Annotated in this window: 18 protein-coding genes; 8 read left to right on the top strand and 10 right to left on the bottom strand. The window is 68.0% G+C overall.

The features are described from left to right. The first annotated feature begins 66 nt into the window (after nt 1-66). Nucleotides 67-1,305, top strand: a complete 1,239-nt coding sequence (gene lysA, locus HWX62_RS18695) for a diaminopimelate decarboxylase (protein WP_175931760.1) — start codon at nt 67-69, stop codon at nt 1,303-1,305. A gap of 165 nt (nt 1,306-1,470) precedes the next feature. Here the strand turns inward: lysA and HWX62_RS18690 are convergent, their stop codons facing one another. Continuing rightward, nucleotides 1,471-2,358: a DMT family transporter gene (locus tag HWX62_RS18690; RefSeq protein WP_175931759.1), complete on the bottom strand. Its 888-nt coding sequence runs from the start codon at nt 2,356-2,358 to the stop codon at nt 1,471-1,473. Nucleotides 2,359-2,482: 124 nt separating this feature from the next. On the opposite strand from HWX62_RS18690, the gene HWX62_RS18685 reads away from it, so the two are divergent. Next, entirely contained in the window at nt 2,483-3,958 is a 1,476-nt protein-coding gene (locus HWX62_RS18685; protein WP_175931758.1) for a PLP-dependent aminotransferase family protein, read from the top strand. Nucleotides 3,959-4,000: 42 nt separating this feature from the next. Here HWX62_RS18685 and HWX62_RS18680 read toward each other — a convergent pair whose 3' ends face one another. Together HWX62_RS18680 and HWX62_RS18675 are read right to left on the bottom strand one after the other, a co-directional pair. Further along, nucleotides 4,001-5,434, bottom strand: a complete 1,434-nt coding sequence (locus HWX62_RS18680; protein WP_175931757.1) for a nicotinate phosphoribosyltransferase — start codon at nt 5,432-5,434, stop codon at nt 4,001-4,003. Between the two features lie 73 nt (nt 5,435-5,507). Continuing rightward, nucleotides 5,508-6,548, bottom strand: coding sequence for a bifunctional nicotinamide-nucleotide adenylyltransferase/Nudix hydroxylase (locus tag HWX62_RS18675; RefSeq protein ID WP_175931756.1), 1,041 nt, complete (start codon nt 6,546-6,548; stop codon nt 5,508-5,510). A 191-nt stretch (nt 6,549-6,739) separates the two neighbouring features. Between HWX62_RS18675 and HWX62_RS18670 the strand changes: the two genes are divergently transcribed. The 4 genes from HWX62_RS18670 to HWX62_RS18655 all read left to right on the top strand — a co-directional run bounded on the left by HWX62_RS18670 (nt 6,740) and on the right by HWX62_RS18655 (nt 9,262). Next, the gene (locus tag HWX62_RS18670; RefSeq protein ID WP_175931755.1) at nt 6,740-7,192 is read left to right on the top strand and encodes an SRPBCC family protein; all 453 of its coding nucleotides are present in this window, start codon (nt 6,740-6,742) and stop codon (nt 7,190-7,192) included. 247 nt (nt 7,193-7,439) lie between these two features. Then, nucleotides 7,440-8,195 (top strand): N-acetylmuramoyl-L-alanine amidase, encoded by a 756-nt coding sequence (locus tag HWX62_RS18665; protein ID WP_175931754.1) that lies wholly within the window; start codon nt 7,440-7,442, stop codon nt 8,193-8,195. Nucleotides 8,196-8,249: 54 nt separating this feature from the next. After that, nucleotides 8,250-8,636, top strand: coding sequence for a lysozyme inhibitor LprI family protein (locus HWX62_RS18660; RefSeq protein WP_175931753.1), 387 nt, complete (start codon nt 8,250-8,252; stop codon nt 8,634-8,636). A 98-nt stretch (nt 8,637-8,734) separates the two neighbouring features. Continuing rightward, nucleotides 8,735-9,262 carry a GNAT family N-acetyltransferase gene (locus HWX62_RS18655; protein ID WP_175931752.1) on the top strand — a complete coding sequence of 176 codons (528 nt, stop codon included), beginning with the start codon at nt 8,735-8,737 and terminating at the stop codon, nt 9,260-9,262. Between the two features lie 25 nt (nt 9,263-9,287). On the opposite strand, the gene HWX62_RS18650 is transcribed toward HWX62_RS18655, so the two are convergent. The 3 genes from HWX62_RS18650 to HWX62_RS18640 form a co-directional block, all read right to left on the bottom strand. Further along, entirely contained in the window at nt 9,288-10,634 is a 1,347-nt protein-coding gene (locus tag HWX62_RS18650) for a glutamine synthetase family protein (RefSeq protein WP_175931751.1), read from the bottom strand. 152 nt (nt 10,635-10,786) lie between these two features. Further along, on the bottom strand, nt 10,787-11,344 hold the full coding sequence (locus HWX62_RS18645) for an XRE family transcriptional regulator (protein WP_175931750.1): 558 nt from the start codon (nt 11,342-11,344) through the stop codon (nt 10,787-10,789). Between the two features lie 22 nt (nt 11,345-11,366). After that, nucleotides 11,367-12,656 (bottom strand): FAD-binding oxidoreductase, encoded by a 1,290-nt coding sequence (locus tag HWX62_RS18640; protein ID WP_175931749.1) that lies wholly within the window; start codon nt 12,654-12,656, stop codon nt 11,367-11,369. Between the two features lie 280 nt (nt 12,657-12,936). Between HWX62_RS18640 and HWX62_RS18635 the strand changes: the two genes are divergently transcribed. Next, nucleotides 12,937-13,164 (top strand): DUF2945 domain-containing protein, encoded by a 228-nt coding sequence (locus HWX62_RS18635; RefSeq protein ID WP_175931748.1) that lies wholly within the window; start codon nt 12,937-12,939, stop codon nt 13,162-13,164. Beyond that, the gene (locus HWX62_RS18630; RefSeq protein WP_175931747.1) at nt 13,161-13,721 is read left to right on the top strand and encodes a DUF488 domain-containing protein; all 561 of its coding nucleotides are present in this window, start codon (nt 13,161-13,163) and stop codon (nt 13,719-13,721) included. The genes HWX62_RS18635 and HWX62_RS18630 overlap by 4 nt, the downstream gene beginning before the upstream one ends. 18 nt (nt 13,722-13,739) lie before the next feature. On the opposite strand, the gene HWX62_RS18625 is transcribed toward HWX62_RS18630, so the two are convergent. The 4 genes from HWX62_RS18625 to adhA all read right to left on the bottom strand — a co-directional run. Then, a complete protein-coding gene (locus tag HWX62_RS18625; protein WP_175931746.1) occupies nt 13,740-14,912 on the bottom strand; it encodes an HlyD family efflux transporter periplasmic adaptor subunit in 1,173 nt (390 codons plus the stop codon). Beyond that, a complete protein-coding gene (locus HWX62_RS18620) occupies nt 14,909-17,128 on the bottom strand; it encodes a type I secretion system permease/ATPase (protein ID WP_175931841.1) in 2,220 nt (739 codons plus the stop codon). Before HWX62_RS18620 ends, HWX62_RS18625 begins: the two co-directional genes overlap by 4 nt. Beyond that, the gene (locus HWX62_RS18615) at nt 17,121-18,575 is read right to left on the bottom strand and encodes a TolC family protein (protein WP_244136065.1); all 1,455 of its coding nucleotides are present in this window, start codon (nt 18,573-18,575) and stop codon (nt 17,121-17,123) included. Before HWX62_RS18615 ends, HWX62_RS18620 begins: the two co-directional genes overlap by 8 nt. Nucleotides 18,576-19,042: 467 nt before the next feature. Further along, the coding region (gene adhA, locus HWX62_RS18610; RefSeq protein ID WP_175985205.1) for an Ig-like domain-containing protein at nt 19,043-26,402 on the bottom strand (7,360 nt) is incomplete at its 5' end.

The following is a 26,402-nucleotide window of genomic DNA, read 5'->3' as shown; positions in this document are numbered from 1 at the left end:
ATTTTACTGTATAGCCAATCAGGCGCATCATCCCGCTATCCGTTCATTCGATCCGGTTCATCCGCCATGTCCCTCGATTCCCGCCAGCTCGCGACGCTCGCGCAGCAATACGGCACCCCGCTGTGGGTGTACGACGCCGACGTCATCCGCGACCGCATCGCCCAACTGCGCCAGTTCGACGTGATCCGCTATGCGCAGAAGGCGAACTCGAACATCCATATCCTGAAGCTGATGCGCGAGGAAGGCGCGTGCGTCGACGCCGTATCGCTCGGCGAGATCGAGCGCAGCCTCGCGGCGGGGTTCAGTCCCGCCGGCGAGCCGGAAGGCGTCGTGTTCACGGCCGACCTGATCGACCGTCCGACGCTCGCGGCGGTGCTCGAGCACGGCGTGACTGTGAACGCCGGTTCTCTCGACATGCTCGCGCGCGTCGGCGAGCACGCGCCCGGCCACCGCGTGTGGCTGCGCGTCAACCCCGGGTTCGGCCACGGCCACAGCAACAAGACCAACACCGGCGGCCCGCAGAGCAAGCACGGCATCTGGATCGACGACGTACCGCGCGCGATCGAGATCGTGCGCCAGTACGGGCTGAAGCTGGTCGGCATCCACATGCACATCGGCTCGGGCGTCGACTACGGGCACCTGTCGCAGGTGTGCGACGCGATGGTCGATCTCGTCACGTCGCTCGGCCACGACATCGACGCGATCTCGGCCGGCGGCGGCCTGTCGATCCCGTATCGCGACGGCGAGCCGCGCGTCGACGTCGGTCACTACTTCAGCCAGTGGGACGCCGCGCGCAAGCGGATCGAACGGCATCTCGGCCACCCGGTGCGCATCGAGATCGAACCGGGCCGGTTTCTCGTCGCCGAAGCCGGCACGCTCGTCACCGAAGTGCAAGCCGTCAACCGCCGGCCGAAGCACGATTTCGTGCTGATCGACGCCGGTTTCAACGACCTGATGCGCCCGTCGATGTACGGCAGCTATCACGCGGTGTCGGTGCACGCGCACGATGGCGCGCTGCCCGCCGGCCGGCCGCTCGTCGACCTCGCGATCGCGGGGCCGCTGTGCGAATCGGGCGACGTGTTCACGCAGGATGCTGGCGGCGTGGTCACGAACCGCAAGCTCGCGCAGCCGCGGATCGGCGATCTGCTGTTCCTGCACGACGCGGGCGCGTACGGCGCGTCGATGTCGTCGAACTACAACAGCCGGCCGCTCGCGCCGGAAGTGCTCGTCGATCGCGGCACGCCGCGACTGATCCGTCGCCGGCAGACGATCGGCGAATTGCTCGCGCTGGAGACGTTCGAGTAACCCGCTCGGCGTGACGAACGCCAACGGCCGGGCTTGCCGCTATCGGCAGCCTGGCCGTTTTGCCCTGGGGTCCCGTCGTCGAGCGCACGTCGCGATCCGGCGCATCGGCGCCCGCTCCACGGCGGGCGACGGCGGCCCGATGCGCGGCACGCCGCTGCGCCTGCATCACCCCGCACGCTGCACGGGCGCCATCTTCGAGAAATACTTCGCGCCCGCCACGCAGCCGACCACCACCACCGTCACGACGACCATCGACGGCGGCACCGTCTCGTGCAGCAGTCCGGCCGCGAGCAGGAAGCCGAAGAACGGCTGCAGCAGTTGCAACTGCCCGACGCCCGCGATCCCGCCGAGCGCGAGCCCGCGATACCAGAACACGAAGCCGATCAGCATGCTGAACAGCGACACGTACGCGAGCCCCCACAGCGCGGCGGCATCGACGCCGTCGAACGTCGCGGGCCACGTGAACCACGTGAGCGGCAGCATCAGCGGCAGCGACAACACCAGCGCCCACGAGATCACCTGCCAGCCGCCGAGCTGGCGCGACAGGCGCGCGCCTTCCGCATAGCCGAGCCCGCACGCGACGATCGCGGCCAGCATCAGCGCATCGCCGACCACCGACGCCTGCCCGCCGTTGCGCAGCGCGAACGCGGCCACCGCGCCGCTGCCGACGATCGAGAAGATCCAGAACGGCAGCCGCGGCCGTTCGCCACCGCGCCATACGCCGAACAGCGCGGTCGCGAGCGGCAGCAGCCCGACGAACACGATCGCATGCGCCGACGTCACGTGCTTCAGTGCGAGCGCCGTCAGCAACGGGAAACCGACCACGACACCGAGCGCGACGACGGCCAGCGACGCGGCCTCGGCGCGCGACGGCCGCTTCTGCTTCAGCACGACGAGCAGCAACAGGCCGAGCACGCCGGCGATCGTCGCACGGGCGAACGTGAGGAACAGCGGGTCGAGCCCCTGCACCGCGACCCGCGTCGCGGGCAGCGAGCCACTGAAGATGATCACGCCCAGCAAGCCGCTGAGCCATCCGTCGGTCGTCTTTTGCACGGTCGATCCTGAATGGAGAGTGGATGACCGATGATCCGCCGCCGGCGAAAACGGCGTAAGCTACAGCCCAATACAATTCAGACAAACTGTACTGGACAACCGGCCGTACAGTTCATCGTTCGCCATGCGCCATTCCGCCCCGATTCCCGCTCCGCCCGCGCCGTCGCGCACGCGCGTGGAAACCGTCATGGACACCCTGCGCGCACGGATCGCGAGCCGCGCATTGATGCCCGGCGCGCGTGTGCCGTCGATCCGGATGATGGCCGACGCGCTCGGCGTGTCGAAATCGACCGTCGTCGATGCGTACGAGCGGCTCGCGAGCGAAGGCGTGCTCGTCGCACGGCGCGGCTCGGGCTTCTACGTGTCGGGCCACGCGCCGCCGCTCGCACTCGCCGAACTCGGCCCGCGCCTCGATCGCGAACTCGATCCGCTGTGGCTGTCGCGCCAGTCGCTCGAAGCGGCGCCGACGTCGGTGAAGCCCGGCTGCGGATGGTTGCCGTCGTCGTGGCTGCCCGACGAAAGCCTGCGTCGCGCGCTGCGCGCCGTGTCGCGCGACGAAGCCGACGCGCTGACCGACTACGCGACGCCGCTCGGCCTGCCCGCGCTGCGCCAGCAGCTCGCATGGCGGCTCGCGCAGCATGGCGTCCACGCGGAACCCGCGCAGATCATGCTGACCGACGGCGGCACGCACGCGCTCGACCTCGTGTGCCGCCTGCTGCTCGAGCCCGGCGATACGGTCGTGCTCGACGACCCGTGCTACTTCAACTTCCAGGCGCTGCTGCGCGCGCACCGTGCACGAATCGTCAGCGTGCCGTTCACGCCGAACGGCCCCGATCTCGTGCGCTTCGAACAGGTGCTCGCCGAGCACCGGCCGCGCCTGTACATCACCAACGCCGCGCTGCACAACCCGACCGGCGCGACGCTCGCGCCGCCCGTCGCGCACCGGCTGCTGACGCTCGCGGCCGAGCACGGGCTGCTGATCGTCGAGGACGACATCTTCGCGGATTTCGAGAGCACGCCCGCGCCGCGCCTCGCGGCGTTCGACGGGCTGTCGCGCGTCGTGTCGATCGGCAGCTTCTCGAAGACGCTGTCGGCCGCGATCCGCTGCGGCTATGTCGCCGCGCGCCCGGAATGGATCGACGCACTCGTCGACCTGAAGCTCGCGACGTCGTTCGGCAATGCGCAGATCGGCGCGAACCTCGTGCACCGGCTGCTGATCGACGGCACGTACCGGCGCCATCTCGACAGCCTGCGCGCGCGCCTCGCGGATGCAACGGGCGAAACGGTCCGGCGCCTCACGCGGGCCGGGCTCGCGATCTGGACCGAGCCGCGCGGCGGGTTGTTCGTGTGGGCGCAATTGCCCGACGGGCTCGACGCCGCACGCGTCGCACGCCACGCGCTGGACCACGACGTGGTGCTCGCTCCCGGCGACGTGTTCAGCGCGTCGCGCAGCGCGACGTCGTACATGCGCTTCAACGTGTCGCGCTGCAAGGGGCCCGTGGTATTCGACGCGCTTGCGCGGGCGATGGAGGCGGTGCGTGGGGCGGAGCGCGGCGGCACGCCGGCGGATGCCGGCAGCCGGATGCTGACCGGCAAGTGACGCGAGCCGGCCGCACCGTGGCGAGACGCCGCGCCGCCCGCGTCACACTTCTCCCGCGTGCGCCCTCGCCCTGATCTCGGCGAACGACGTATCGACGAGCAAACGCCCCGTATCGAACACCGTCTCGAGCGCCTCGTCCCATTCGCCTTCCAGCGCACGGTCGTCCCACGCAACCGGCAGCGTCACCGTCCGATACTCGCCGGTGCGGCGATTGCGCAGCAGCGTGAGCCGTCCCTGCTTCGAACGCTTGCCCTGATCGGTGACCGGATCCTTGCGGACGCCGTGCCACACTTCGCCGCGCCGGATCGCCGAACATTTCATCGCGAAGCGCTGCGTATCGCGGTTCACGCGCTGCAACAACGCACCGCCCATGCCGAATACGACGTTGCCGGCCGCGTAGCCCGCCTCGTCGAGCGCGACGAGGATCGCTTCGATCGACTGTTCGTCGACCCCGTCGCCCTGGATCACGCGCACGCGGTTCAGCACGCGCCGCCCCTTGCCGTTCACGGTCGAGCCGAACGACGCGTCGAGCGCGCGCACCGTTTGCAGCACGATCGTCACCGGGTCGCCGGAATCGGGGCGCACGACGAGCGTCGCACCCGAATCGATCACCGCCTGCCGAAGCTCGCCGCCCCACAGATCGAGCGCGGCGAACAGATCGTAGGAGTCCGACACGACCGACACGATCGCGCCCGGCACACCGAAGCGGCGAATCATGTTGCGGTACGCATCGGCCTCGCCGTCGCGCCCCCACGACGTGATCGTGCCGTGCTCGGCCGCCGGCACCGAGTAGGCGGCCATCGGCTCGCGATAGAAGCGGTTCGCGGCCAGCACGCCGAGCACCGTGTCCGAGCCCATGAAACTCACGAGGTGCGCGGCGCCGCCGATCGCGGCCGATTCCGCGCTCGACACGCCGCGCGCGCCGAAGTCGTGCAGCTTGAACGGCAGTTGCGCGAGATCGTCGTCGGTCTTGTCGAGAAAACGGCGAATCGTCTGCCGCAGGTGCCAGCTGCGAGTCGCCACCGTCACCGGATACCAGATGCGCAACAGCATCGTCTCGAGATACGACGCGAGCCAGAACACCTGCGGATCGTCGCATTCGACCGTCATCAGCACGTTGTGCACCGGCACGATCGAACCCTCCGGCACCGCGCGGATCCTCACCGGCAGGTAGCCGTCGTAGTGCTCGACGATATGGCGCCATCCTGCTTCGTTGAACGGCTCGCCGTGCACCGTGAAGAAATCGCGCGCCTCGTCGATCATCGCGTGCGTGACCGGCTTGCACAGGTGCTGCTTCAGCAGCATCTGCAGGCCGAAGAACAGCGTGCGGTCGTAACGGCCGCCGCGCGATTCGACGTACGAGAACATCGCCGATGCATCCGGCGGATATTGCAGGAAGTGGGAAGCCTTGTACGAATCCGTGTCGAGAATCGGATTGGCGAGAAACGCGGCAAAGCCGCCGGGATCGTTCTGCATGGCTAGAGCTCCTCTAGGCCGTTGAAGTGCCGCCGCGTCTGTCGCGGCGGACCGAATGCGGGGAATCAGCGCGTCACAGCTTCCCCAGGAAGTGATACGCGATGTCGAAGTGATCCTCGAACATCACGTTGCGCATCTGCGCGAATTCGTTGAGCGGCACCCAGCGCGCCTTGTCGGCGTCGTCGCTGCCCTTCACGCGCGGCAGCTCGCCGGTCGGGAAGTTGAACAGGCACGCATGCGTGATCGTGCGGCCGCGCAGCGAACGCGTCGGGTGATCGAACACCTGGCGATCCTTGATCGAGCCGCGCAACACGGGCTCCGGCAGCTTGAGGCCGGTTTCCTCGCGCAATTCGCGGATGCAGGCCGCATCGAGCCGCTCGTCCTGGTTCACGAAGCCGCCCGGCAGCGCCCACAGGCCGCGGCCCGGTTCGCTGCGGCGACGCACGAGCAGGATATGGCCCGAGTGCACGACCACCGCGTCGACCGTCACGAACGTGACCGGATACGGCGCGGCCGCCCACGCCTTGCGATACGCGGCGATGAATTCGGCTTCCGACTTCAGTTGCGCGAATTGCGGCTGCGTGCGGAAACGCTCGAGCCAGCCGAATACGGGGTCCGGCACGGCCCATTGCACGAAGCTGTTGGTCCGTTCGGCGAAATACTGGTCGCGGATTTCGGTGGCGGAAATGTCTTCCGTCGCGTCGACGTCGACGAGTTCCCATTGCGGGAACATCCGCAGGTAATACGACGTGGCATCCTTCTCGTGGCCGATCAGCCCGACCTTGCGCTGCGCGATATCGCCGAGCGCGGACGCGACGGCCTCCTGCACCCAGCGCACCCAGTCGCCGTCGTTGTAGGTCGAATCCTGCAGCGGCGCGACCGTCACGCGGTCGCGCTCGGACGCGTCGAGCAGCGAAGCCAGCATCTGGCGGCGCTCGTCGAACGAGAACGGATCCTTGATGGTGCGGGGCTTGTCGGTCGACCCGATCAGCACGCACACGCGCTCGGCCCGGCTCAGTGCCGACTTCAGCACGTTCAGGTGACCACGATGCGGAGGCTGGAAACGACCAATGAAAACGAGCGCGTCGAAGCGCCGGTTCTGTTGCGTACTCATGAGGCTCCCTCAAGAGATTGAAACGCTCCGGGTCTGTCCCGAAGGGTTGAAATGAATCCTAGGGGAAATCCCGAAATACGTCAATCGAGCCTGGTCGAGCGCGCGCTCGACTTGACGAAGTCTGACGAAACACAGGTTATTGGCGAGTTACACTCGATTTCATCCCAATCCGCGCCCCGGCGCCCGCCCTCATGAGGATCTCAGTCAGCCGGACCGTCGGCGTCGATCGCAGGCGCCTGTTCACGTGGTCGCAGGATTACGGACGGCGGCTCGTGTGGGACAGCTTCCTCACCGACGCCTATCTGCTCGACGGCACGACCGCCGACGTCGGCGTCGACGCGTTCTGCCGCAGCCAGTCGGGCGCGACGATGGTGTCGCGCTACATCTCGTACCGTCCGCCGCAGGTCGCCGCCGTCGAAATGGTCGAAGGGCCGAAGGTGCTCGAACGCTTCAGCGGCAGCTGGAATTTCACCGAGCGCACGGCCGGGTCGACCGAGGTGAAGTTCACGTACCACTTCCGCGCGCAGCCGTCGTGGCTGCGCTGGCTGCTCGAACCGCTGATCGGCGCGTTCTATCTCGTGCAGACACGCCGGCGTCTCGATTCGTTCAAGCGCTGGGCCGAAGCCGAGGCGCTGCCGCGCTGACCGGCGCTCGCCACCGGCCGCACGCCGCGCGCGTGCCCCGAGACATGCGCGCGGCGCCACCCGTCACGCCACGATCATGGCCCGGCGCCGCTGGCCCGACGCTCGGCTTCGGATCGGTGCGATGGCCGCCGTTTCGTCATTGCGGCGTCGCCGCCACCCGCTATAATCGCGCGACATTCCGACTGCATTGAGCAGGCCGACGATGGCGCGCCGTTCGACGCGCCGCACGCCCTTCTCGACAACAACAATGACGAACCGAACCCTCCGACGCCTTCGCCGGCTCGGGCGCGCCGCCGCGCGCGTGCTCGCGTGCGCCCCGCTGCTCGGCGCACCGCCGGCGCTGCACGCGGCCGACACCGCCGGCACCGAGCCCGCGTCCGCGCGCTACATCGTCGTCGACACCGGCCATACACCCGCGCATCCGGGCTCCACCGGGGCCAGCGGCCGCGTCGAATACCTGTACAACCTCGACCTGTCCGGCGCGATCGCCGACAAACTCGCCGCCCATGGCGACCGCGTGCTGCGCACGTCGGCCGACGGTCGCGAAATCAAGCTCGATCAACGCTCGACGCAGGCGCCCGACGCGAACCTGTTCGTGTCGATCCACCACGACTCGATGCAGCAGCAGTTCATCGACGCGGGCCGGCAGCGCGAATTCCGCGGCTTCTCGGTGTTCGTGTCGGAGCGCAATCCGCACTATGCGGAAAGCCTGCGGTGCGCGAAGGCGATCGCCGAGCGGCTGGTCGCGGCCGGCGAACGACCGTCGCTGTATCACGCGCAGCCGATCCGCGGCGAGAATCGCCCGCTGATCGACCCGTCGCTCGGCATCCACCGCTTCGACGACCTCGTCGTGCTGCGCACCGCGCCGATTCCGGCCGTGCTCGTCGAAGCCGGCGTGATCGTCAATCCGGACGAAGAAGCGCGGCTCGCGCGGCGCGAGACGATCCAGCGCCTGTCCGCCGCGATCGCGGGCGGCATCGACGCGTGTACGACGCCCCGATAAACGACGGTCTCGCCCGTCGGGTTCAACGGTTTTCACCCAGTCAGGAGCCTCACCATGAAGAAGAATCTGCTCGCATCCTGCGCCGTGCTCGCGCTCGCCGTTCCGTTCGCCGCGCACGCGGCCGGCTGCGCAAAGCCGCGTAGCGCGTTCGACCAGGTGTATTGCACGAGCACGCAGTTCTCGCAGTCCGACCGCGATCTCAACGACGAATACGGCCGGTTGCGCAAGCAACTGAGCGGCGATCAGCAGGCGGCGCTGAAGGCCGGCCAGCTCGCGTGGCTGAAACAACGCGATGCCCAATGCAGCGAGACGCGCGGCAGCAGCTACCTCGTCGATATCCAGTGCGCGAACGACATGACGCAGTCGCGGCTGTCGTTCCTGCGCGAGCGTGAGCGCGAGTGCTCGAGTACCGGGTGCGTGACGTCGAAGCTCGGCGAATAAGGCCGCGGAGCGCGCCATGCCGCGAAGCCGCTTCGCGGCATGGCGCGCCTGAAAGAAACAGCAACGCGGTATGCGGCAACCGATCACACGAGGGACGCATGGCACCGAACACGACGACGATCGACATCCGCGCGGCCGCCTCCGCCGATGCAGCGACCATTGCCGACATCCACGTCGCGTCGTGGCAAGCAACCTACACGGATATCATGCCGGCCCCGTTCCTCGCCGGCCTGTCGGTCGACAAGCGTACGGCCGCGTGGCGCGACGCGCTCGACGCGGGACGGCCACGCGTCGCACTCGCGTTCGCGAACCACGCACCGGCCGGATGGATCGCCTACGGCCCGACGCGCGACACCGACAAGGATCCTTCGTGGGGCGAAATCGAAGCGATCTATCTGCATCCGTCGCATTGCGGGCAAGGCATCGGTGCGCGGCTCGTCGATCACGCATGCCGATCGCTGCATGACGCGGGCCATGCGTGGGTGTCGCTGTGGGTACTGGTCAAGAACCGTCGGGCAAGGGCGTTCTACGAACGCGAAGGTTTCGTTGCCGAAGGCGACATCAAGACGTTCGAGATCGACGGTACGCCGATCGAGGAAGTGCGCTACTGGCGCGCACTTCCCTGACCGGGTTCCTCGGCGCGCGCGTCAATCACAGAAACCACCGATACTCCCGCGCGCCGATCTCGTTGCGGAAATCCAGCTCCTCCTGCCGCTTGTTCTCGCAATACACCATCACGAACTCGCTGCCGAGCCCTTCGCGCACGGCCGGATGATCCTGCATCGCGGCCACCGCCGACAGCATCTCCTTCGGGAAATCGATCCCGCTGCCGCGATCCTCGTTGAGCGGCGCGATCGGTGCGAGCCGCGCATCGAGCCCGTGCTCCATCCCGCTGAGGATCGCTGCAAGCACGAGGTACGGATTCGCATCCGCGCTCGCGAGCCGGTGCTCGATCCGCAGGTTGCATGCATCCGACTCCGGAATCCGGATGCACGCGTCGCGATCCTCGAAGCCCCAGCTCGCGCGGCTCGCCGCGTTCACCATCGCCCCGTAGCGGCGGAACGCATTGTGATTCGGCGCGAACACGGGCATGCAGTGCGGCAGCAGCGCGAGGCAGCCGGCCACCGCGTGCCGCAGCGGCCGCTGCCCGTCCGCCGCGAGCAGGTTGAGCCCCGCGTCGTCATACAGGCTGACGTGCACGTGCATTCCGCTGCCCGGCGCATGCAGATACGGCTTGCCCATGAAGCTCGCGCGATAGCCGTGCCGCAACGCGACGCCGCGCGTGCTGCGGCAGAACATCGCGGACCAGTCGGCCGCGCGCAGCGCGTCATCGCAATGGCCGAAGTTGATCTCGAACTGGCCGGGCCCGAGCTCGGCTGTGATCACCGTCGCATCGACGCCCTGCTCGCACGCGACGTCGACCATCTCGTGCAGCACGTCGGAAAAGCGCGATAGCCGCTCGATATGCATGTTCGGCTGATCGTCGCGATCGTCGGACAGGCGGTCGCGCGGATACTTCGGCATCCCGTCCTCGAGCTGCGCATCGAACAGGTAGAACTCGAGCTCGAACGCGACGACCGGCCGGATGCCGCGCGCCGCGAACCGCCGCAGCACGCGCGCGAGCACCTCGCGCGGCTCGAATTCGACCGGCGAATCGGTGCCGTCGGTCGTGATCAGCATCTGGCCGAGCGGCTGCTTCTCCCAGGTCACCGGCTTCAGCGTGCCGGGGATCAGCCGGCGCACGGCGTCCGGGTCGCCGTCGTTGAAACAGTAGTCGCCGATCTTGTAGAGCCCGCCTTGCGTGCCGAGCAGGATGCAGTTCTGCGGCAGCTTCAGCAGCGAACCCGCCGCGACCTTTTCGAGCGCATCGATCGGGTAGCGCTTGCCGTAGAAATGCCCGGGCAGGTCGAGGCAGATCAGGTCGACATAACGAATCGCGGGGTGCGCCTGCCGGAACGCGCGGACTTCACTGACCAGCGCGGGAACGACGTCAGCCATGTCTCATCCTTTCCATGTCTCGTAGGGCGGCGCCGCGGCGCGGCGAACCGGATTCATGCGACACCCGGCGCAACGCACGCCGCATGTCGATCAGTACTGCAAACATCATGCGCGGCACGGCGGCATGCAGCACCGCCCGCCCCGCCGGCCACTCAGGTGAACACCCAGATCACGCGCGTCGGCGCGTCGGTCAGGTTCGCGTAGCGGAAGCGCTTGTGCGCCGGAAGCTGGAATGCATCGTTCGGGCCGAGCGTGACGGGCGTGTCGTCACCATCGAGCCAGATCGTCAGTTCTCCTTCGAGCACGAAGCCGCCCTGCTCGTCACTGTCGTCGACCGGCCGCTCGCCGCTGCTCGCGCCGGGCGCGAGATGGCTTTCGAGGATCGAGAAGCGCGAGCGCATGTTCGGCGACACGAGGATGTCGGTAATGCCGGCCGCGTAATACACGGTGCGACGTTCGTCGGGCCGCGTGACCCACGGCACGCCGCGCGGCTTGCTCAGGCTGTAGAAATACGTGGTCGGCACGCCGAGCGCCTCGCCGATCGCGGTGAGATCCGCGACCGTCGGGCGCGACAGCCCGCGTTCGACCTGCGACAGAAAGCCGACCGAGCGGCCGATCCGCTCGGCCAGATCGTTGAGCGTGACCTTGCGATGCTTGCGCAGGTCGCGGATCAGGATCGCCAGACTTTCTATCTCTTCCTGTTCGTTCATGACGTGATGGATTCCGGTGCAATCAAACGGTATCGCGCAGACGGTACCAGGCCTTGCCGATCGCCTCCAGCGGCGCGGCCAGCCGGTCACCGCCGGGAAAGCGCGGGTTGCGAATGCGCTGGTACTGCGCGAGCAGGCGTTCGTCGCCGAGCACGGCGTCGGCCACCGCGCGCGCGCCGGCGAGCGTCGGCAGCACGCCGTGCCCCGAAAATCCCTGCAGCCAGAAGCGCTGCCCGTGGCGGCCGATGTCCGGCGTGCGACGCATGCTGATGTCGATGTGACCGCCCCACGCGTAGTCGAGCGGTACGCCGGCCAGCTGCGGGAACACGCGTTCGAGATGCGGGCGCGTCGCCGCCGCGATATCGGCCGGGATGCCGCCGAGATACGTGCAGCCGCCGCCGAACAGCAGCCGGTCGTCGGGACTCAGGCGGAAGTAGTCGGGCACGAACTGGTTGTCGATCACGCAACTGTTTCGCGGCAGCAGCGCACGCGCGACGTCGGGCGCGAGCGGCGCGGTCGCGACCTGATACGTGCCCACCGGCAGCAGCCGGCGCGCGAGGTCGCGGTCGAGCCGGTCGACGTACGCATTGCAGGCCAGCACCAGCACGTCCGCCCGTACCTCGCCGCGCGCGGTGCGGGCGACGTGGCCGCCGGCCGTCTCGCGGCAGTCAAGCACACGGCTCTGTTCGAAGATGCGGCCGCCCGCGCGCTCGATCGTCTGCGCGAGGCCGAGCGCGAGTTTCAGCGGGTTCAGGTGGCCGGCCTCCGGGTCGTGGAGCGCCGCGAGATAGCGCGTGCTGCCGACCCATTCGGGCATCTCGTCGCGCCCGATCACGCGCAGCCGGTCGTAGCCCCAGCGCTCGGCCGCCTCGTCGCGCGCCTGCGCCAGCATCGCGACGCGCCGCGGCCGCACCGCGGCCCACAGGCTGCCGGGCCGGTAGTCGATGTCGAAACCGTGCCGCGCCGGCAGTTCGCGCACTTCGGCCGCCGCCCAGCGCATGCTGTCCCACAGCAGGCGCGCGCCGTCGCGGCCGAGCGCATCCTCGAGTGGCTGCATGTCGCACGACCAGCCGAGCAGCGCCTGTCCGCCGTTGCGACCCGATGCGGCCCACGCGACGCGGCTCGCTTCGAGCATCACGACGCGCTTGCCGGCAAGCGCGAGCCGCAGTGCCGTATGCAGCCCGCTGAAGCCCGCGCCGACAACCAGCACGTCGGCGTCGACGCGTTCGTCCAGCGCGGGCCGATGCGGGATCGGTGCCGGGTAGGTGCCGGCGTAGTAGCTGGCGACGTGACGGTCGGATTGCACGAACATGCGGGCTTCCGTGAAAATTACGCCGAGAAATTTCATGAAAAACTAGCATGACAATTTCACGCGGGCAAGCGGGGGATCGACACCCACGTCGTCATGAAAATGAAAGGCATGCCGATTGCGCAGGCGGCAAGGCCCTGCCGTTCGCACGTCTGTATCTTTTGCCGTGTGGGGTGGCGGCCGATACTGAATTCATGCACGTTCCCCCTCGCGGCCCCCGGCGCGCGCCGCCAAGGCCACGAGGGCCGACCGCCCCGGCATCGACACAAGGAGGCACCGCGGCATGACCACACCATTCAAGCTGGGCGACCACGTCCGCTGGCATTCCGAGGCCGGCTACGTGACCGGCACGATCATCGCGATCCACACCGCCGACTTCGACTACAAGGGCCATCGCCATCGCGCATCGCCCGACGATCCGCAGTACGAGATCAAGAGCGACCGGACCGATCACGTCGCCGCGCATCGCGGCCGCGTGCTCGAACGCATCGCCGACCAGGACGACGCATGACGCTCCCGTTCTACACGATCGGTCATTCGAACCGCACGCTCGACGAATTCATCGACCTCCTCGACGCGGTCGAGATCACGCTGCTCGCGGATATCCGCAAGATGACGCGTTCGCGCACCAACCCGCAATTCAACGAAGCGACGCTGCCGGATGTGCTTGCCGCCGCCGACATCGCGTACGAACACATCGCCGAACTCGGCGGCCTGCGCGGCAAGTCGCACGGCGTAGCCGACGACGTCAACGATTTCTGGACGAATCGCAGCTTTCACCGCTACGCGGACTACGCGCTGTCGCCCGAATTTCACGCGGGCCTCGACCGGCTGATCGCGCAGGGGCACGAGCAGCGCTGCGCGATCATGTGTTCGGAAGCCGTGTGGTGGCGCTGCCACCGGCGCATCGTGTCCGACTACCTGATCGCGCGCGGCGAAACGGTGCTGCACATCATGGGCCGCAACCGCGTGGAGCCCGCGCGCCTCACGGCCGGCGCCGTGATCCGGGACGACGGCACGATCGTGTATCCGGGCGCCGAACGCGGCGCTCCGGCGCCGCGCACATGACCGTGCCGTACCGGCGCGCTAGCGTTCGCGCAACGCCTCGGCCGCGCGGTTCAACGGCTTGACGAGATAGTCGAACACGGTGCGGCGCCCGGTGCGAATCTCCGCGGTGGCGACCATGCCCGGCAGGATCGGATGCCGTTTGCCGTCGCGGGTTTCCAGATACGCGTGCTGCGTGAGCACGTAGACGCGGTAGTAATACACGCGCCGGTCGACCTGGTCCTCGATCGTGTCGGGAGAGATCCGCTCGACCTTCGCCGGCAGCGATCCGTAGATCGACGACTCGAACGCCGTGATCTTCACGGTCGCTTCCTGCCCCGGATGAATGAACGCGATGTCGCGCGGGCTGAGGCGCGCCTCGATCAGCAACTGGTCGTCGAGCGGCACGATCTCCATCAGCATGCCGCCCGGCGCAATCACGCCGCCGACCGTCGACACGCGGATATCCTTCACGATGCCGCGCGCCGGCGACCGAATCACGGTGCGGCGCAGCTGATCGGCCCGCCCTTCGCGAACCTTCAGCAGCGGTTCGAGATCGGCCATCGTCTTCGAATAGTCGGCTTTCAGCGCGACGTAGTACTCGCTCTGCGCCGACGCGAGCTTCGTCGAGAATTCGGCGGCCTTCTGACGCAGCCGGAGCACCTCGACCTCGTTGGTCGCGCCGGTTTTCAGCAGCGGCAACGCGATCCGGAGCTCGTCCTCGGCGAGGCGCAACTGTTCGCGCAGGTTCGCGACGTTTTCGCGAAACGCGCGACGGTTCGCGACGAACAGCTGACGCTCGCGCGCGGTCACGGCCTTCTCGTTCGCCAGTTCCGCCGGGAAGTCGATGCCGGGCAGGTCGTTCATCTCCGCATACAGCCGCGCGGCGCGCCCCTGCAACGCGGTGATCCGCTCGAGCGTTTCCTCCATCGACGAGCGTGCAAGCACCGGATCGAGCGTCGCGAGCCGCTGGCCCGCATCCACGACGTCGCCTTCGCGCACCGCGAGCTCCGACAGGATGCCGCCTTCGAGGCTCTGGATCACCTGCCCTTTGGAGGCAGGTGTAACCTTGCCCTCGCCGACCGCGACTTCGTCGAGATTCGCGAACACCGACCACACCAGGAAAATCGCCAGCGCGGCGACGATCAGCCACAGTATCCGCCGGGCGGGCGCAGCCTCGCGCGCGCCGCTTGCCGACCACGGAAAATCGCTCATCGTGCCTCCCCCGCCATCTGCGTCGCCAACGCGCCCGGGCCGCCGGCCGGCGCGCGCGAAGCGGCCGCGCGCTCCGGCGTGCCGGATCCCCGCAACGCGGCCAGCACCTCGTCCTTGGGACCGTCGCGCACCACGCGTCCGCCATCGAGCACGATGATGCGATCGACGATCGACAGCACCGGATAACGATGCGTCGCGACGATCAACGTGCGATGGCCGAGCCACTGCTGCAGGCGCTCGACGATCGCGCGCTCGGTCGCCTCGTCGAGCGACGCGGTCGGCTCGTCGAGCAGCAACACGTTGGGCGAGCGCAGAATCACGCGGGCCAGCAGCAGCGCCTGCTTCTGGCCGCCGGACAGCCCAAGACCGCTTTCGCGCAGCTTCAGGTCGAGGCCATGCGGCTGCCGCAGCAGCAATTGATCCGCGCAGGCGACCTTCATCGCGGCGAGCATCGCTTCGTCGGTCGCGAGCGGATTCGCGATCAGCAGGTTCTCGCGCAGCGTGCCGTAGAACAAGCTCGATTCCTGCAGCAGCATTCCGACATCGCGGCGGACGTCGGCGACATCGATCAGCGGCATCGGCGTGTCGTTGAACAGGATACGGCCCTGAACCGGCGTCGCGAGCCCGCCGAACAAGCGCAGCAGCGTCGATTTGCCCGCGCCGACCCGGCCGAGAATCGCGACGCGCTCACCCGGTTCGATCGACAGATTCGGAATACTGAGCACCGGCTTTTCCAGGGGATCGAAGCTGTATCCGACCTGCTCGAAGCGATATCGGCCGACGAGTGCCGGCTTGTGATAGGCATCGACCGCCGGATCGTGATCGACCGGCAGCGCGAGCAGGTTGTCGAGGCCCTTCTTGCCTGCACGTACGTTCTGGATGCGCGACAGCACGGCCGGAATCTGGCCGAGCGGCGCGATCGTACGGCTGGTCAGGATCGAACACGCCAGCACCGCGCCGAACGACAGGCTGGAGTCCAGGATGCCGTATACGCCCGCGATCAGCACGCCGGCGTAGGCCAACTGCTGCACCGTCTGCGCGAGATTGACCAGCAGGCCGGCCAGCCGGCGTTGCCGCAGGCCGATGTCGGCATTCACGCGGTTCGTATGCGCCCACAACTGCCGGAAGCGCGGCTCCGCCTGCAGCGCCTTGATGTCCTCGGCGCGATAGATCGACTCCATCAGGATCGCGCTGCGCAGCGCCGATTCCTCGAGCCCCTGGTTCGACAGCTTCGCCAGCGGGATTTGCGCAAGCACGCCCGGCAGGATCAGCAGCGGGATCGCCGCGAGCGGCACGAACGCGAGCGGCCCGCCGAGCAGCCAGATGATGAAGAGAAATGTGACGACGAACGGGATGTCGATCAGCACGCCCATCGTGCTCGACGTCAGCAGTTCGCGCAGCTGTTCGAGGTCGCGAAGCTGGGCGACCAGCGTGCCCGGCGAGCGCGGCCGCGCGTCGTTGCGGATGTCGAGCACGCGCGCGAAGAACATCGCGGACAGCTTGAGATCCGCCTGCTTGCCGAAATGATCGGCGATCGACACGCGCGCGGTACGCAGCAACAACTCCAGCGCGAGCGCGAGCACGACGCCCGAAGCCAGCACCCACAGCGTATGCGTCGCCCGCGCCGGCACCACCCGGTCCCACACCTGCATCGCGAACAGCGACGTGGCGATCGCGAGCAGGTTGCCGAACAGCGAGCCGGCGCCGAGATCGAGCAACACCTTCCACTGCGCCGCGAACAGATCGTGCAGCCACGTATCCGGTTTGGCGGACAGGTAGTCGTCGATCCGTTCGTCGCGCCGCGCGACGCGCTCGTGAACGATCAGCATGCGGGCCGGCCACGACGGCACCGGCGCGTCGAGATCGATCGCGCGTTCGAGCGGCTTGCCGTCGAAGACGAACTGGACGACCGCACGCCCCGCCGCGACCGACACGATCACGCCGACATGCGCATCGTCGAACACGGCAAGCGCCGGCAGCATCGCCGGCGTGAGCCGCGCCGGCGGCAAGGCGACGAACTGCGCGGCGAGCCCCGCGGACGCGGCGACTTCGATGACGGCGGCCTCCGGCTCCGCGACGCTCGCCCACGACGCCGCGCCGCGCACCTGCTCGGGCGAAACGGCCAGGCCGAGATGCCGTGCGGCGAAAATCAGCGGGTCGGCCCAGCGCGCGATATCGGCGCCGGCATCGCGCCCGGCGCGAAACGCATCATTCATGACGATTCCCCTCGTGTTCGCGCAGCAATTCGACGAACTTGCCGACCGCCACGTATGCCTTGATGCGTGCAATCGCGCCGTCGGCCAGTGCGTTGATCCCCTCGACTTCCGATTCGAAGATGTCACGCTCCGGATTCACGACGTCGGTCAACGTGCGTTTGTTCAGGATGTATTCCTGCCAGTACAGGTCGCGCGACGCCCGCGACAGCGCGATCAACTTCTCGTAGCTGTTCAGGCGCGCCGCGGCGCCCGACGCCTCGATCTCCGCCGACTTGAGCGCGCTGCGCGTCACGAGCCGCCGGTTCTCGAGGCTTTCCCGGTTCGCGCGCAATTCGGCTTCGGCCGCCGCGATCTGGTGTCTCGCCAGCCCGCCCAGCGAGTAATTACCGCTCACTGCGAAACCGATCCACGTGTCGTTGGTCGCGTTCGGGCGGCCGCTCGATATCGAACGGCTCGCACCGATGCCGATCGACGGGAAGCGTTCCGCCTGCGCGACCCGCACGCGCGCATCGGCGGCGTCGACGGCCGCCGCCGCGGCGAGCACCGACGGCGTGCGTTCGACGTCACTGCCCGCATTCCCCAGCGCGCCGACGAAATCGACCGTGCCGCCGAGATTCGCGACACGCCGCGGGCGGGCGCCGATCAGTTCGGTGAGCTTGGCGGCGGCGACGTCGAAGCGCGTGTTGGCCTTGAGCACTTCCGCCTGCGCGTGGAGGATCGCCACCTCGACGAGATTGCGGTCGGACGAAACCGACAGCCCGGCACGCACGCGGTCGAGGATCTTCGTGCGCGTGTCGCTCAGCGCGGCGACCTGGCGCCGCGCGGCGGCGATGACGTCCTGGCTGGCGGCCAGTTCGACGAACGTCGACGCCGTCTGGTACGCGACCGTCTCGATCGTGTCGGCCAACTGGTATTGCTTCTGGTTGCGCGTCGAATCGGCAGCGGAAATCCGGCCCGACGTGCGGCCGAAGTCGTACAGCAACTGCGATACGCCGATCGATGCGCGCGTGCCGGTGCGGTTGCCGTTGCTGCCGAAGCTGCCGCCGTAGCCGGGACGCACGCCGTAGTCGATCTTCGGGTACCAGGCCGCCTTCGCGACCTCGACCTCCGACGTGCTTTGCGCCACTTCCGCATGGGCACGGCCGATGTCCGGATGGCGCGCGATCGCGACACCGACCGCGTCGCGCAGCGTCAGGCGGTCGAGCGCGATGCGCAGCGTTTCGTCCGATGCGCCGTCGGCATCCTCTGCTTGCGCGGCAGCGGGCGTATCGAAGGCGTCCGGCAGATCCGGCGTGATCGTCGTCACCCCGTCGTGCGACGGCGGCATCGGCGATGGCATGTCGCCCGGCGCCATCGCGCGAGACAGGTTCGCGAGGACGATGCGCCGCGCCGGGTCCGCGGGCGGCAGGGGCGGCGCCAGGTGCCGGCGGGTTGCGCCAGCGGGCATACCGGCCGGCAGCGGCACGAACGACGACGCCGTCGTCGCGGTGCGAATCGCCGGCGCGGCCGCCCGCGCAGAGGCGGGCGGCGACGAACGCGCGGGCGATACCGCGGCAGCCTGCACCGCGGGAGCCGGCGCGCGCGCCGCGACCTCGAACGAATCGGTCAGTCGACCGCTCGGCAGCAGCGATGACGGCGATGCGAACGCCACCGGTGCGGTGTCGAACAGCGCGATCGCGAACAACACATGGCCTGGATGGAAAACGGTCATCGCCGCACGAGCGGCGCGATGCAAGGTGAATCTGGAACGATCGGTTGTCTTGAGCATCATCAGGACGCCGGCGGCGTGCCGTCCGGCAAAGCAAGCAAGCCCCCGTCGACGCGGGGACGGATATGCGTCGGGCAAGCCCGCGTCGCGATGCGAACGGGCTTGCCGTGTCGGGGAGGCAGGCCGTCCTCCCCGTGCCATTGCGGTCAGACGATGATCTGATGGTTCGCGAGCAGGGTCTCCAGGTTGGTCGTCACGTTGTTCAGCGTGACGAGGGTTTCCGAACTGAACGCCGTTCCGGCGCCGTCGCGGTCGATGCTGATCACCGTGTCGGCGCCGACGTTCGTCACCGACAGGAACTGCCCGATCGTGTCGCCCGCGTCGATCGTCGGCACGCCGTTCACGTAGTGGGCAGGCCCATCCGCGTCCGACGTGTAGCCGACCAGCAGCTTCGACAGGTCGATCTTGTCGCTGCTCGTATCGGCCGGGCCGCTCGCCAACTGGAAGTCGGTGATGACGTCCTGGCCGTTGCCGCCGGTGTTGTCCGCGCCGACGACTTCCCAGAGGAACACGTCGGTGCCGGCGCCGCCCGTCAGCGTGTCGTTGCCGGCGCCGCCGATCAGGATGTCGTTGCCGTTGCCGCCGTTGAGCGTGTCGTTGCCGGCGCCACCACGCAGCAGGTCGTTGCCGTCGCCGGCATTCAGCACGTCGTCACCGCCATAGCCATACAGGCGATCGTTGCCGGACGTGCCGGTGACGGTGTCGCCGCCCGGCGTGCCCTCGATGATCGACGCCGACTGCGTCGAGCCGAGCAGGTTCGCATTCAGCAACTGGCCGGCCGTCGCCGATGCGGACAACCCCGTCTTGTCGGTCGCGGAGATCGTCACGCTGTCGAGCGCGCTGACGCTGATCAGCCCGCCGTTCAGCGTGACCGAACCGAGAAACTCGTTGAGCTTCAGGTTGTCGATCGCGCCGCCGTCGGTCGCCGTGATCGCCAGGTCGGACGACGGCCCGATCACGCCGAGGATGCCGTTGTTGTTGACGACGTTGAAATGCAGCCCCAGTTCGTTCGCCAGCGCCTGGTTCGCGTTGAATTGCAGCGCCCCGAGACCGAGCAGCCCGCCGTAGTGCAGCGTCACGTGATCGATGTTGTTGTTGTAATCCGATGCCGAGAACGCCTGCTGGGTGCTGAAATCGATCAGGTTGAGCAGGTTCGCGCCGACGATCCCGAGCAGGTTCCCCGACGACTGTGCCGATACGACCGGCGCGACGTTCGGATCGATCGTGAACAGATGCGAGGTCGTCGGGCCGAGATTGCCCGCGGCATCGACGACACGGACCGTCGCCGTGTAGTCGGCCGCGGACAGCACGCCCGGCGCGTACCAGGTCCAGTTCGTGCCGCTGACGGTCGCGTCGGTCCAGTGTGCGCCGCCGTCGATACTGACCTGCACGACCTCGCCCGCCCCGAGCGCCGCGTTCAGTGTGCCGCCAAGGATCGGCGTCGTGTCGCCGGTGATCCAGTCGTTCGGCGCGCCGGTGTTGTCGGTCAGGGTCGTGAGCGTGGCCGTCGCGGTCGGGGCGGTCGTGTCGACCGTGATCGCGAACGATGCGCTCGGTACGCTCACGTTGCCTGCCGCATCCGTGGCGGTGACGGTCAGGCTGTGTGCGCCTTCACCCAAACCGGTGCTCGGCGTGAAGGTCCAGTTTCCGGACACGTCTGCCGTCGCCGTGCCGAGCAGCGTCGTGCCGTCGAACACGCTGATCGTGCTGCCTGCTTCTGCCGTACCGGTCAGCGTCGGTGTCGTGTCGTCCGTGCTCGCGCCGGTCGTCAACTGGCCGAGGATCGAGCCGACGTCGTCCGTCACGCTGACGATGATCGGGGCCGCAGGCGCCGTCAGATCCACGACCGTCGCGGATGCGGATGGGCCCGTATTGCCTGCCGCATCGGTCGCCGTCACGCCGATTACCGTACCGATCGGCAGCGGGGTCGTCGGTGTGTACGTCCAGGCGCCGCTCGGATCGGCCACGACCGTTGCATCCGGCGTGCCGTCGCCGTTCGTGTCGATGTTGATCGTCGCGCCAGCTTCGGCGGTGCCGGACAGCGACGTGCCGTCCGTCGCGTTTACCGTCGGGATTGCCGGGGCCGTCGTGTCGACCGTCAGGCCGAAGGCCGTGCTCGGTGCGCTCACGTTGCCTGCCGCATCCGTTGCGGTGACAGTCAGGCTGTGTGCACCCTCACCCAGTGCCGTGCCCGGCGTGAACGTCCAGTTCCCGGATGCATCCGCCGTCGCCGTACCGAGCAGCGTCGTGCCGTCATACACGCTGATCGTGCTGCCTGCTTCTGCCGTACCGGTCAGGGTCGGCGTCGTGTCGTCCGTGCTCGCGCCCGTCGTCAACTGACCGAGGATCGAGCCCACGTCGTCGGTCACGCTGACGAGGATCGGGGCCGCAGGTGCCGTCGTGTCGCCCGTCACCGTCACCGACGCAGACGGACCCGTGTTGCCGGCCGCGTCGGTCGCCGTCACGCCGATTACCGTGCCAACCGGCAGCGGGGTCGTCGGCGTATACGTCCATGCGCCACTCGGATCAGCCACAACCGTTGCATCCGGCGTGCCGTCGCCGTTCGTGTCGATGTTCACCGTCGCACCGGCTTCGGCCGTGCCCGACAGCGACGTGCCGTCCGTCGCATTTACCGTCGGGATTGCCGGCGCCGTCGTGTCGATCGTCAGGTTGAAGGCCGTGCTCGGGGTGCTTACGTTGCCGGCCGTATCCGTCGCAGTTACGGTGATGGCGTGTGCTCCTTCGCCCAAGCCGGTGCTCGGCGTGAACGTCCAGTTGCCGGACGCATCTGCCGTCGCCGTGCCCAGCAGCGTCGTGCCGTCGTACACGCTGACCGTGCTGCCCGCTTCTGCCGTACCGGTCAGCGTCGGTGTCGTGTCGTCCGTCGTGCCGCCCGACACGATCGCACCAACAACGGAACCGACGTCGTCTGCCACGCTGACGAGGATCGGGGCCGCAGGTGCCGTCGTGTCGCCCGTCACTGTCACCGAGGCTGACGGACCCGTGTTGCCGGCCGCGTCGGTGGCCGTCACGCCGATTACCGTGCCAACCGGCAGCGGGGTCGTCGGCGTGTACGTCCATGCGCCACTTGGATCAGCCACGACCGTTGCATCCGGCGTGCCGTCGCCGTTCGTGTCGATGTTGACCGTCGCACCGGCTTCGGCCGTGCCCGACAACGACGTGCCGTCCGTCGCGTTCACCGTCGGGATTCCCGGCGCGGTGGTATCGATCGTCAGGTTGAACGCCGCGCTCGGGGTGCTTACGTTGCCGGCCGTATCCGTCGCAGTTACGGTGATGGCGTGTGCTCCTTCGCCCAAGCCGGTGCTCGGCGTGAACGTCCAGTTGCCGGACGCATCTGCCGTCGCCGTGCCCAGCAGCGTCGTGCCGTCGTACACGCTGACCGTGCTGCCCGCTTCTGCCGTACCGGTCAGCGTCGGTGTCGTGTCGTCCGTCGTGCCGCCCGACACGATCGCACCAACAACGGAACCGACGTCGTCTGCCACGCTGACGAGGATCGGGGCCGCAGGTGCCGTCGTGTCGCCCGTCACTGTCACCGAGGCTGACGGACCCGTGTTGCCGGCCGCGTCGGTGGCCGTCACGCCGATTACCGTGCCAACCGGCAGCGGGGTCGTCGGCGTATACGTCCATGCACCACTTGGATCGGCCACGACCGTTGCATCCGGTGTGCCGTCGCCGTTCGTGTCGATGTTGACCGTCGCCCCAGCTTCGGCCGTGCCCGACAGCGATGTGCCATCCGTAGCATTTACCGTCGGGATTGCCGGAACCGTCGTGTCGATCGTCAGGTTGAACGCCGCGGTCGGGGTGCTCACGTTGCCGGCGGCATCCGTTGCGGTGACGGTCAGGCTGTGCGCTCCTTCACCCAGCGCCGTGCCCGGCGTGAACGTCCAGTTGCCAGACACGTCTGCCGTCGCCGTACCCAGCAGCGTCGTGCCGTCGTACACGCTGATCGTGCTGCCTGCTTCTGCCGTGCCGCTCAGTGTCGGTGTCGTGTCGTCAGTGCTCGCGCCCGTCGTCAACTGACCGAGGATCGAGCCCACGTCGTCGGTCACGCTGACGATGATCGGGGCCGCAGGGGCCGTTACATCACCCGTGACCGTCACCGAGGCTGACGGACCCGTGTTGCCTGCCGCATCGGTCGCCGTCACGCCGATTACCGTGCCAACCGGCAGCGGGGTCGATGGCGTGTACGTCCAGGCGCCGCTCGGATCGGCCACGACCGTTGCATCCGGCGTGCCATCGCCGTTCGTGTCGATGTTGACCGTCGCACCGGCTTCGGCCGTGCCCGACAACGACGTGCCGTCCGTCGCGTTCACCGTCGGAATTGCCGGCGCGGTGGTATCGATCGTCAGGTTGAACGCCGCGCTCGGGGTGCTTACGTTGCCGGCGGCATCCGTTGCGGTGACGGTCAGGCTGTGCGCTCCTTCACCCAGCGCAGTGCTCGGCGTGAACGTCCAGTTCCCGGACACGTCTGCCGTCGCCGTGCCCAAGAGCGTCGTGCCGTCGTACACGCTGATCGTGCTGCCTGCTTCTGCCGTGCCGGTCAGCGTCGGCGTCGTGTCGTCGGTGCTCGCGCCCGTCGTCAACTGACCGAGGATCGAGCCCACGTCGTCCGTCACGCTGACGAGGATCGGAGCCGCAGGTGCCGTCACATCGCCTGTGACGGTCACCGATGCTGACGGGCCCGTATTGCCGGCCGCGTCGGTCGCCGTCACGCCGATCACCGTACCGATTGGCAGCGGGGTCGATGGCGTGTAGGTCCAGACGCCGCTCGGGTCCGCGGTCACGGTAGCATCCGGCGTGCCGTCGCCGTTCGTGTCGATGTTGACCGTTGCGCCCGCTTCCGCCGTGCCCGACAGCGACGTGCCGTCCGTCGCGTTCACCGTCGGGATTGCCGGCGCCGTCGTATCGATCGTCAGGTTGAAGGCCGCGCTCGGTGCGCTCACGTTGCCGGCCGTGTCCGTCGCAGTCACGGTGATGGCGTGTGCGCCTTCACCCAAGCCGGTGCTCGGCGTGAACGTCCAGTTCCCAGACGCATCTGCCGTCGTCGTGCCCAGCAGCGTCGTCCCGTCGTACACGCTCACCGTGCTACCTGCTTCCGCTGTGCCAGCGAGCGTCGGAATTGTGTCGTCAGTCGTGCCGCCTGAAGCGATCGCGCCAACAACGGAACCCACATCATCCGTCACAGTACCGATGATCGGAGCCGCAGGCGCCGTCACATCGCCCGTGACCGTCACCGAGGCTGACGGACCCGTATTGCCTGCCGCATCGGTGGCCGTCACGCCGATCACCGTACCGATTGGCAGCGGGGTCGATGGCGTGTACGTCCAGACGCCGCTCGGGTCCGCGGTCACGGTAGCATCCGGCGTGCCGTCGCCATTCGTGTCGATATTGACCGTCGCCCCGGCTTCAGCCGTGCCCGACAGCGACGTGCCGTCCGTCGCGTTCACCGTCGGGATTGCCGGCGCCGTCGTATCGACCGTCAGGTTGAAGGCCGCGCTCGGTGCGCTCACGTTGCCGGCCGTGTCCGTCGCAGTCACGGTGATGGCGTGTGCGCCTTCACCCAAGCCGGTGCTCGGCGTGAACGTCCAGTTCCCAGACGCATCTGCCGTCGTCGTGCCCAGCAGCGTCGTGCCGTCGTACACGCTGATCGTGCTGCCTGCTTCTGCCGTGCCGGTCAGGGTCGGCGTCGTGTCGTCCGTGCTTCCTCCGGAAACGATTGCGCCTACGATCGAACCAACGTCATCCGTAACACCACTGATCGTCGGTGCCACAGGTGCCGTCACATCACCTGTGACCGTCACCGAGGCTGACGGACCCGTATTGCCTGCCGCATCGGTAACCGTCACGCCAATCACCGTCCCCACCGGCAGCGGGGTCGTCGGCGTATACGTCCATGCACCACTCGGATCAGCCACGACCGTTGCATCCGGTGCGCCATCGCCGTTCGTGTCGATGTTGACCGTCGCGCCCGCTTCCGCTGTGCCCGACAGCGACGTACCATCGGTCGCATTTACCGTCGGGATTCCCGGCGCCGTCGTATCGACCGTCAGGTTGAATGCCGCACTCGGGGTGCTCACGTTGCCGGCCGTGTCCGTTGCTGTCACGGTGATGGCGTGTGCGCCTTCACCCAGCGCCGTGCCCGGCGTGAACGTCCAGTTGCCGGACGCATCTGCTGTAGCCGTACCGAGCAGCGTCGTGCCGTCGTACACGCTGATCGTGCTGCCCGCTTCTGCCGTACCGGTCAGCGTCGGCGTCGTGTCGTCCGTGCTCCCTCCGGAAACGATTGCGCCTACGATCGAACCAACGTCATCCGTAACACCACTGATCGTCGGTGCCGCAGGTGCCGTCACATCACCCGTGACCGTCACCGAGGCTGACGGACCCGTGTTGCCTGCCGCATCGGTCGCCGTCACGCCGATCACCGTACCAACCGGCAGCGGTGTCGTCGGCGTGTACGTCCATGCGCCACTTGGATCGGCCACAACCGTTGCATCCGGCGTGCCATCGCCGTTCGTGTCGATGTTGACCGTCGCGCCAGCTTCCGCCGTGCCGGACAACGACGTGCCGTCCGTTGCGTTCACAGTCGGGATTGCCGGCGCCGTCGTGTCGATCGTCAGGTTGAAGGCCGCGCTCGGGGTGCTTACGTTGCCAGCCGCATCGGTTGCAGTCACCGTGATCGCATGCGGCCCCTCTCCAAGCGCCGTACCCGGCGTGAACGTCCAGTTTCCGGACACGTCTGCCGTCGCCGTGCCCAAGAGCGTCGTGCCGTCGTACACGCTGATCGTGCTGCCTGCTTCTGCCGTGCCGGTCAGGGTCGGCGTCGTGTCGTCCGTGCTCCCTCCGGAAACGATTGCGCCAACGATCGAACCAACGTCATCCGTAACACCACTGATCGTCGGTGCCGCAGGTGCCGTCACATCACCCGTGACCGTCACCGAGGCTGACGGACCCGTGTTGCCTGCCGCATCGGTCGCCGTCACGCCGATCACCGTACCAACCGGCAGCGGTGTCGTCGGCGTGTACGTCCATGCGCCACTTGGATCGGCCACAACCGTTGCATCCGGCGTGCCATCGCCGTTCGTGTCGATGTTGACCGTCGCGCCAGCTTCCGCCGTGCCGGACAACGACGTGCCGTCCGTTGCGTTCACAGTCGGGATTGCCGGCGCCGTCGTGTCGATCGTCAGGTTGAAGGCCGCGCTCGGGGTGCTTACGTTGCCAGCCGCATCGGTTGCAGTCACCGTGATCGCATGCGGCCCCTCTCCAAGCGCCGTACCCGGCGTGAACGTCCAGTTTCCGGACACGTCTGCCGTCGCCGTGCCCAAGAGCGTCGTGCCGTCGTACACGCTGACCGTGCTGCCCGCTTCTGCCGTACCGGTCAGCGTCGGCGTCGTGTCGTCCGTGCTCCCTCCGGAAACGATTGCGCCTACGATCGAACCAACGTCATCCGTAACACCACTGATCGTCGGTGCCGCAGGTGCCGTCACA

The sequence above is a fragment of the Burkholderia sp. BCC0506 genome (genome assembly GCF_902833145.1).
In the GTDB taxonomy this organism is placed as follows: Bacteria; Pseudomonadota; Gammaproteobacteria; order Burkholderiales; family Burkholderiaceae; genus Burkholderia.
Note: the sequence above shows the minus strand (reverse complement) of the source record. Positions and strands in the feature narration are given on the sequence as shown.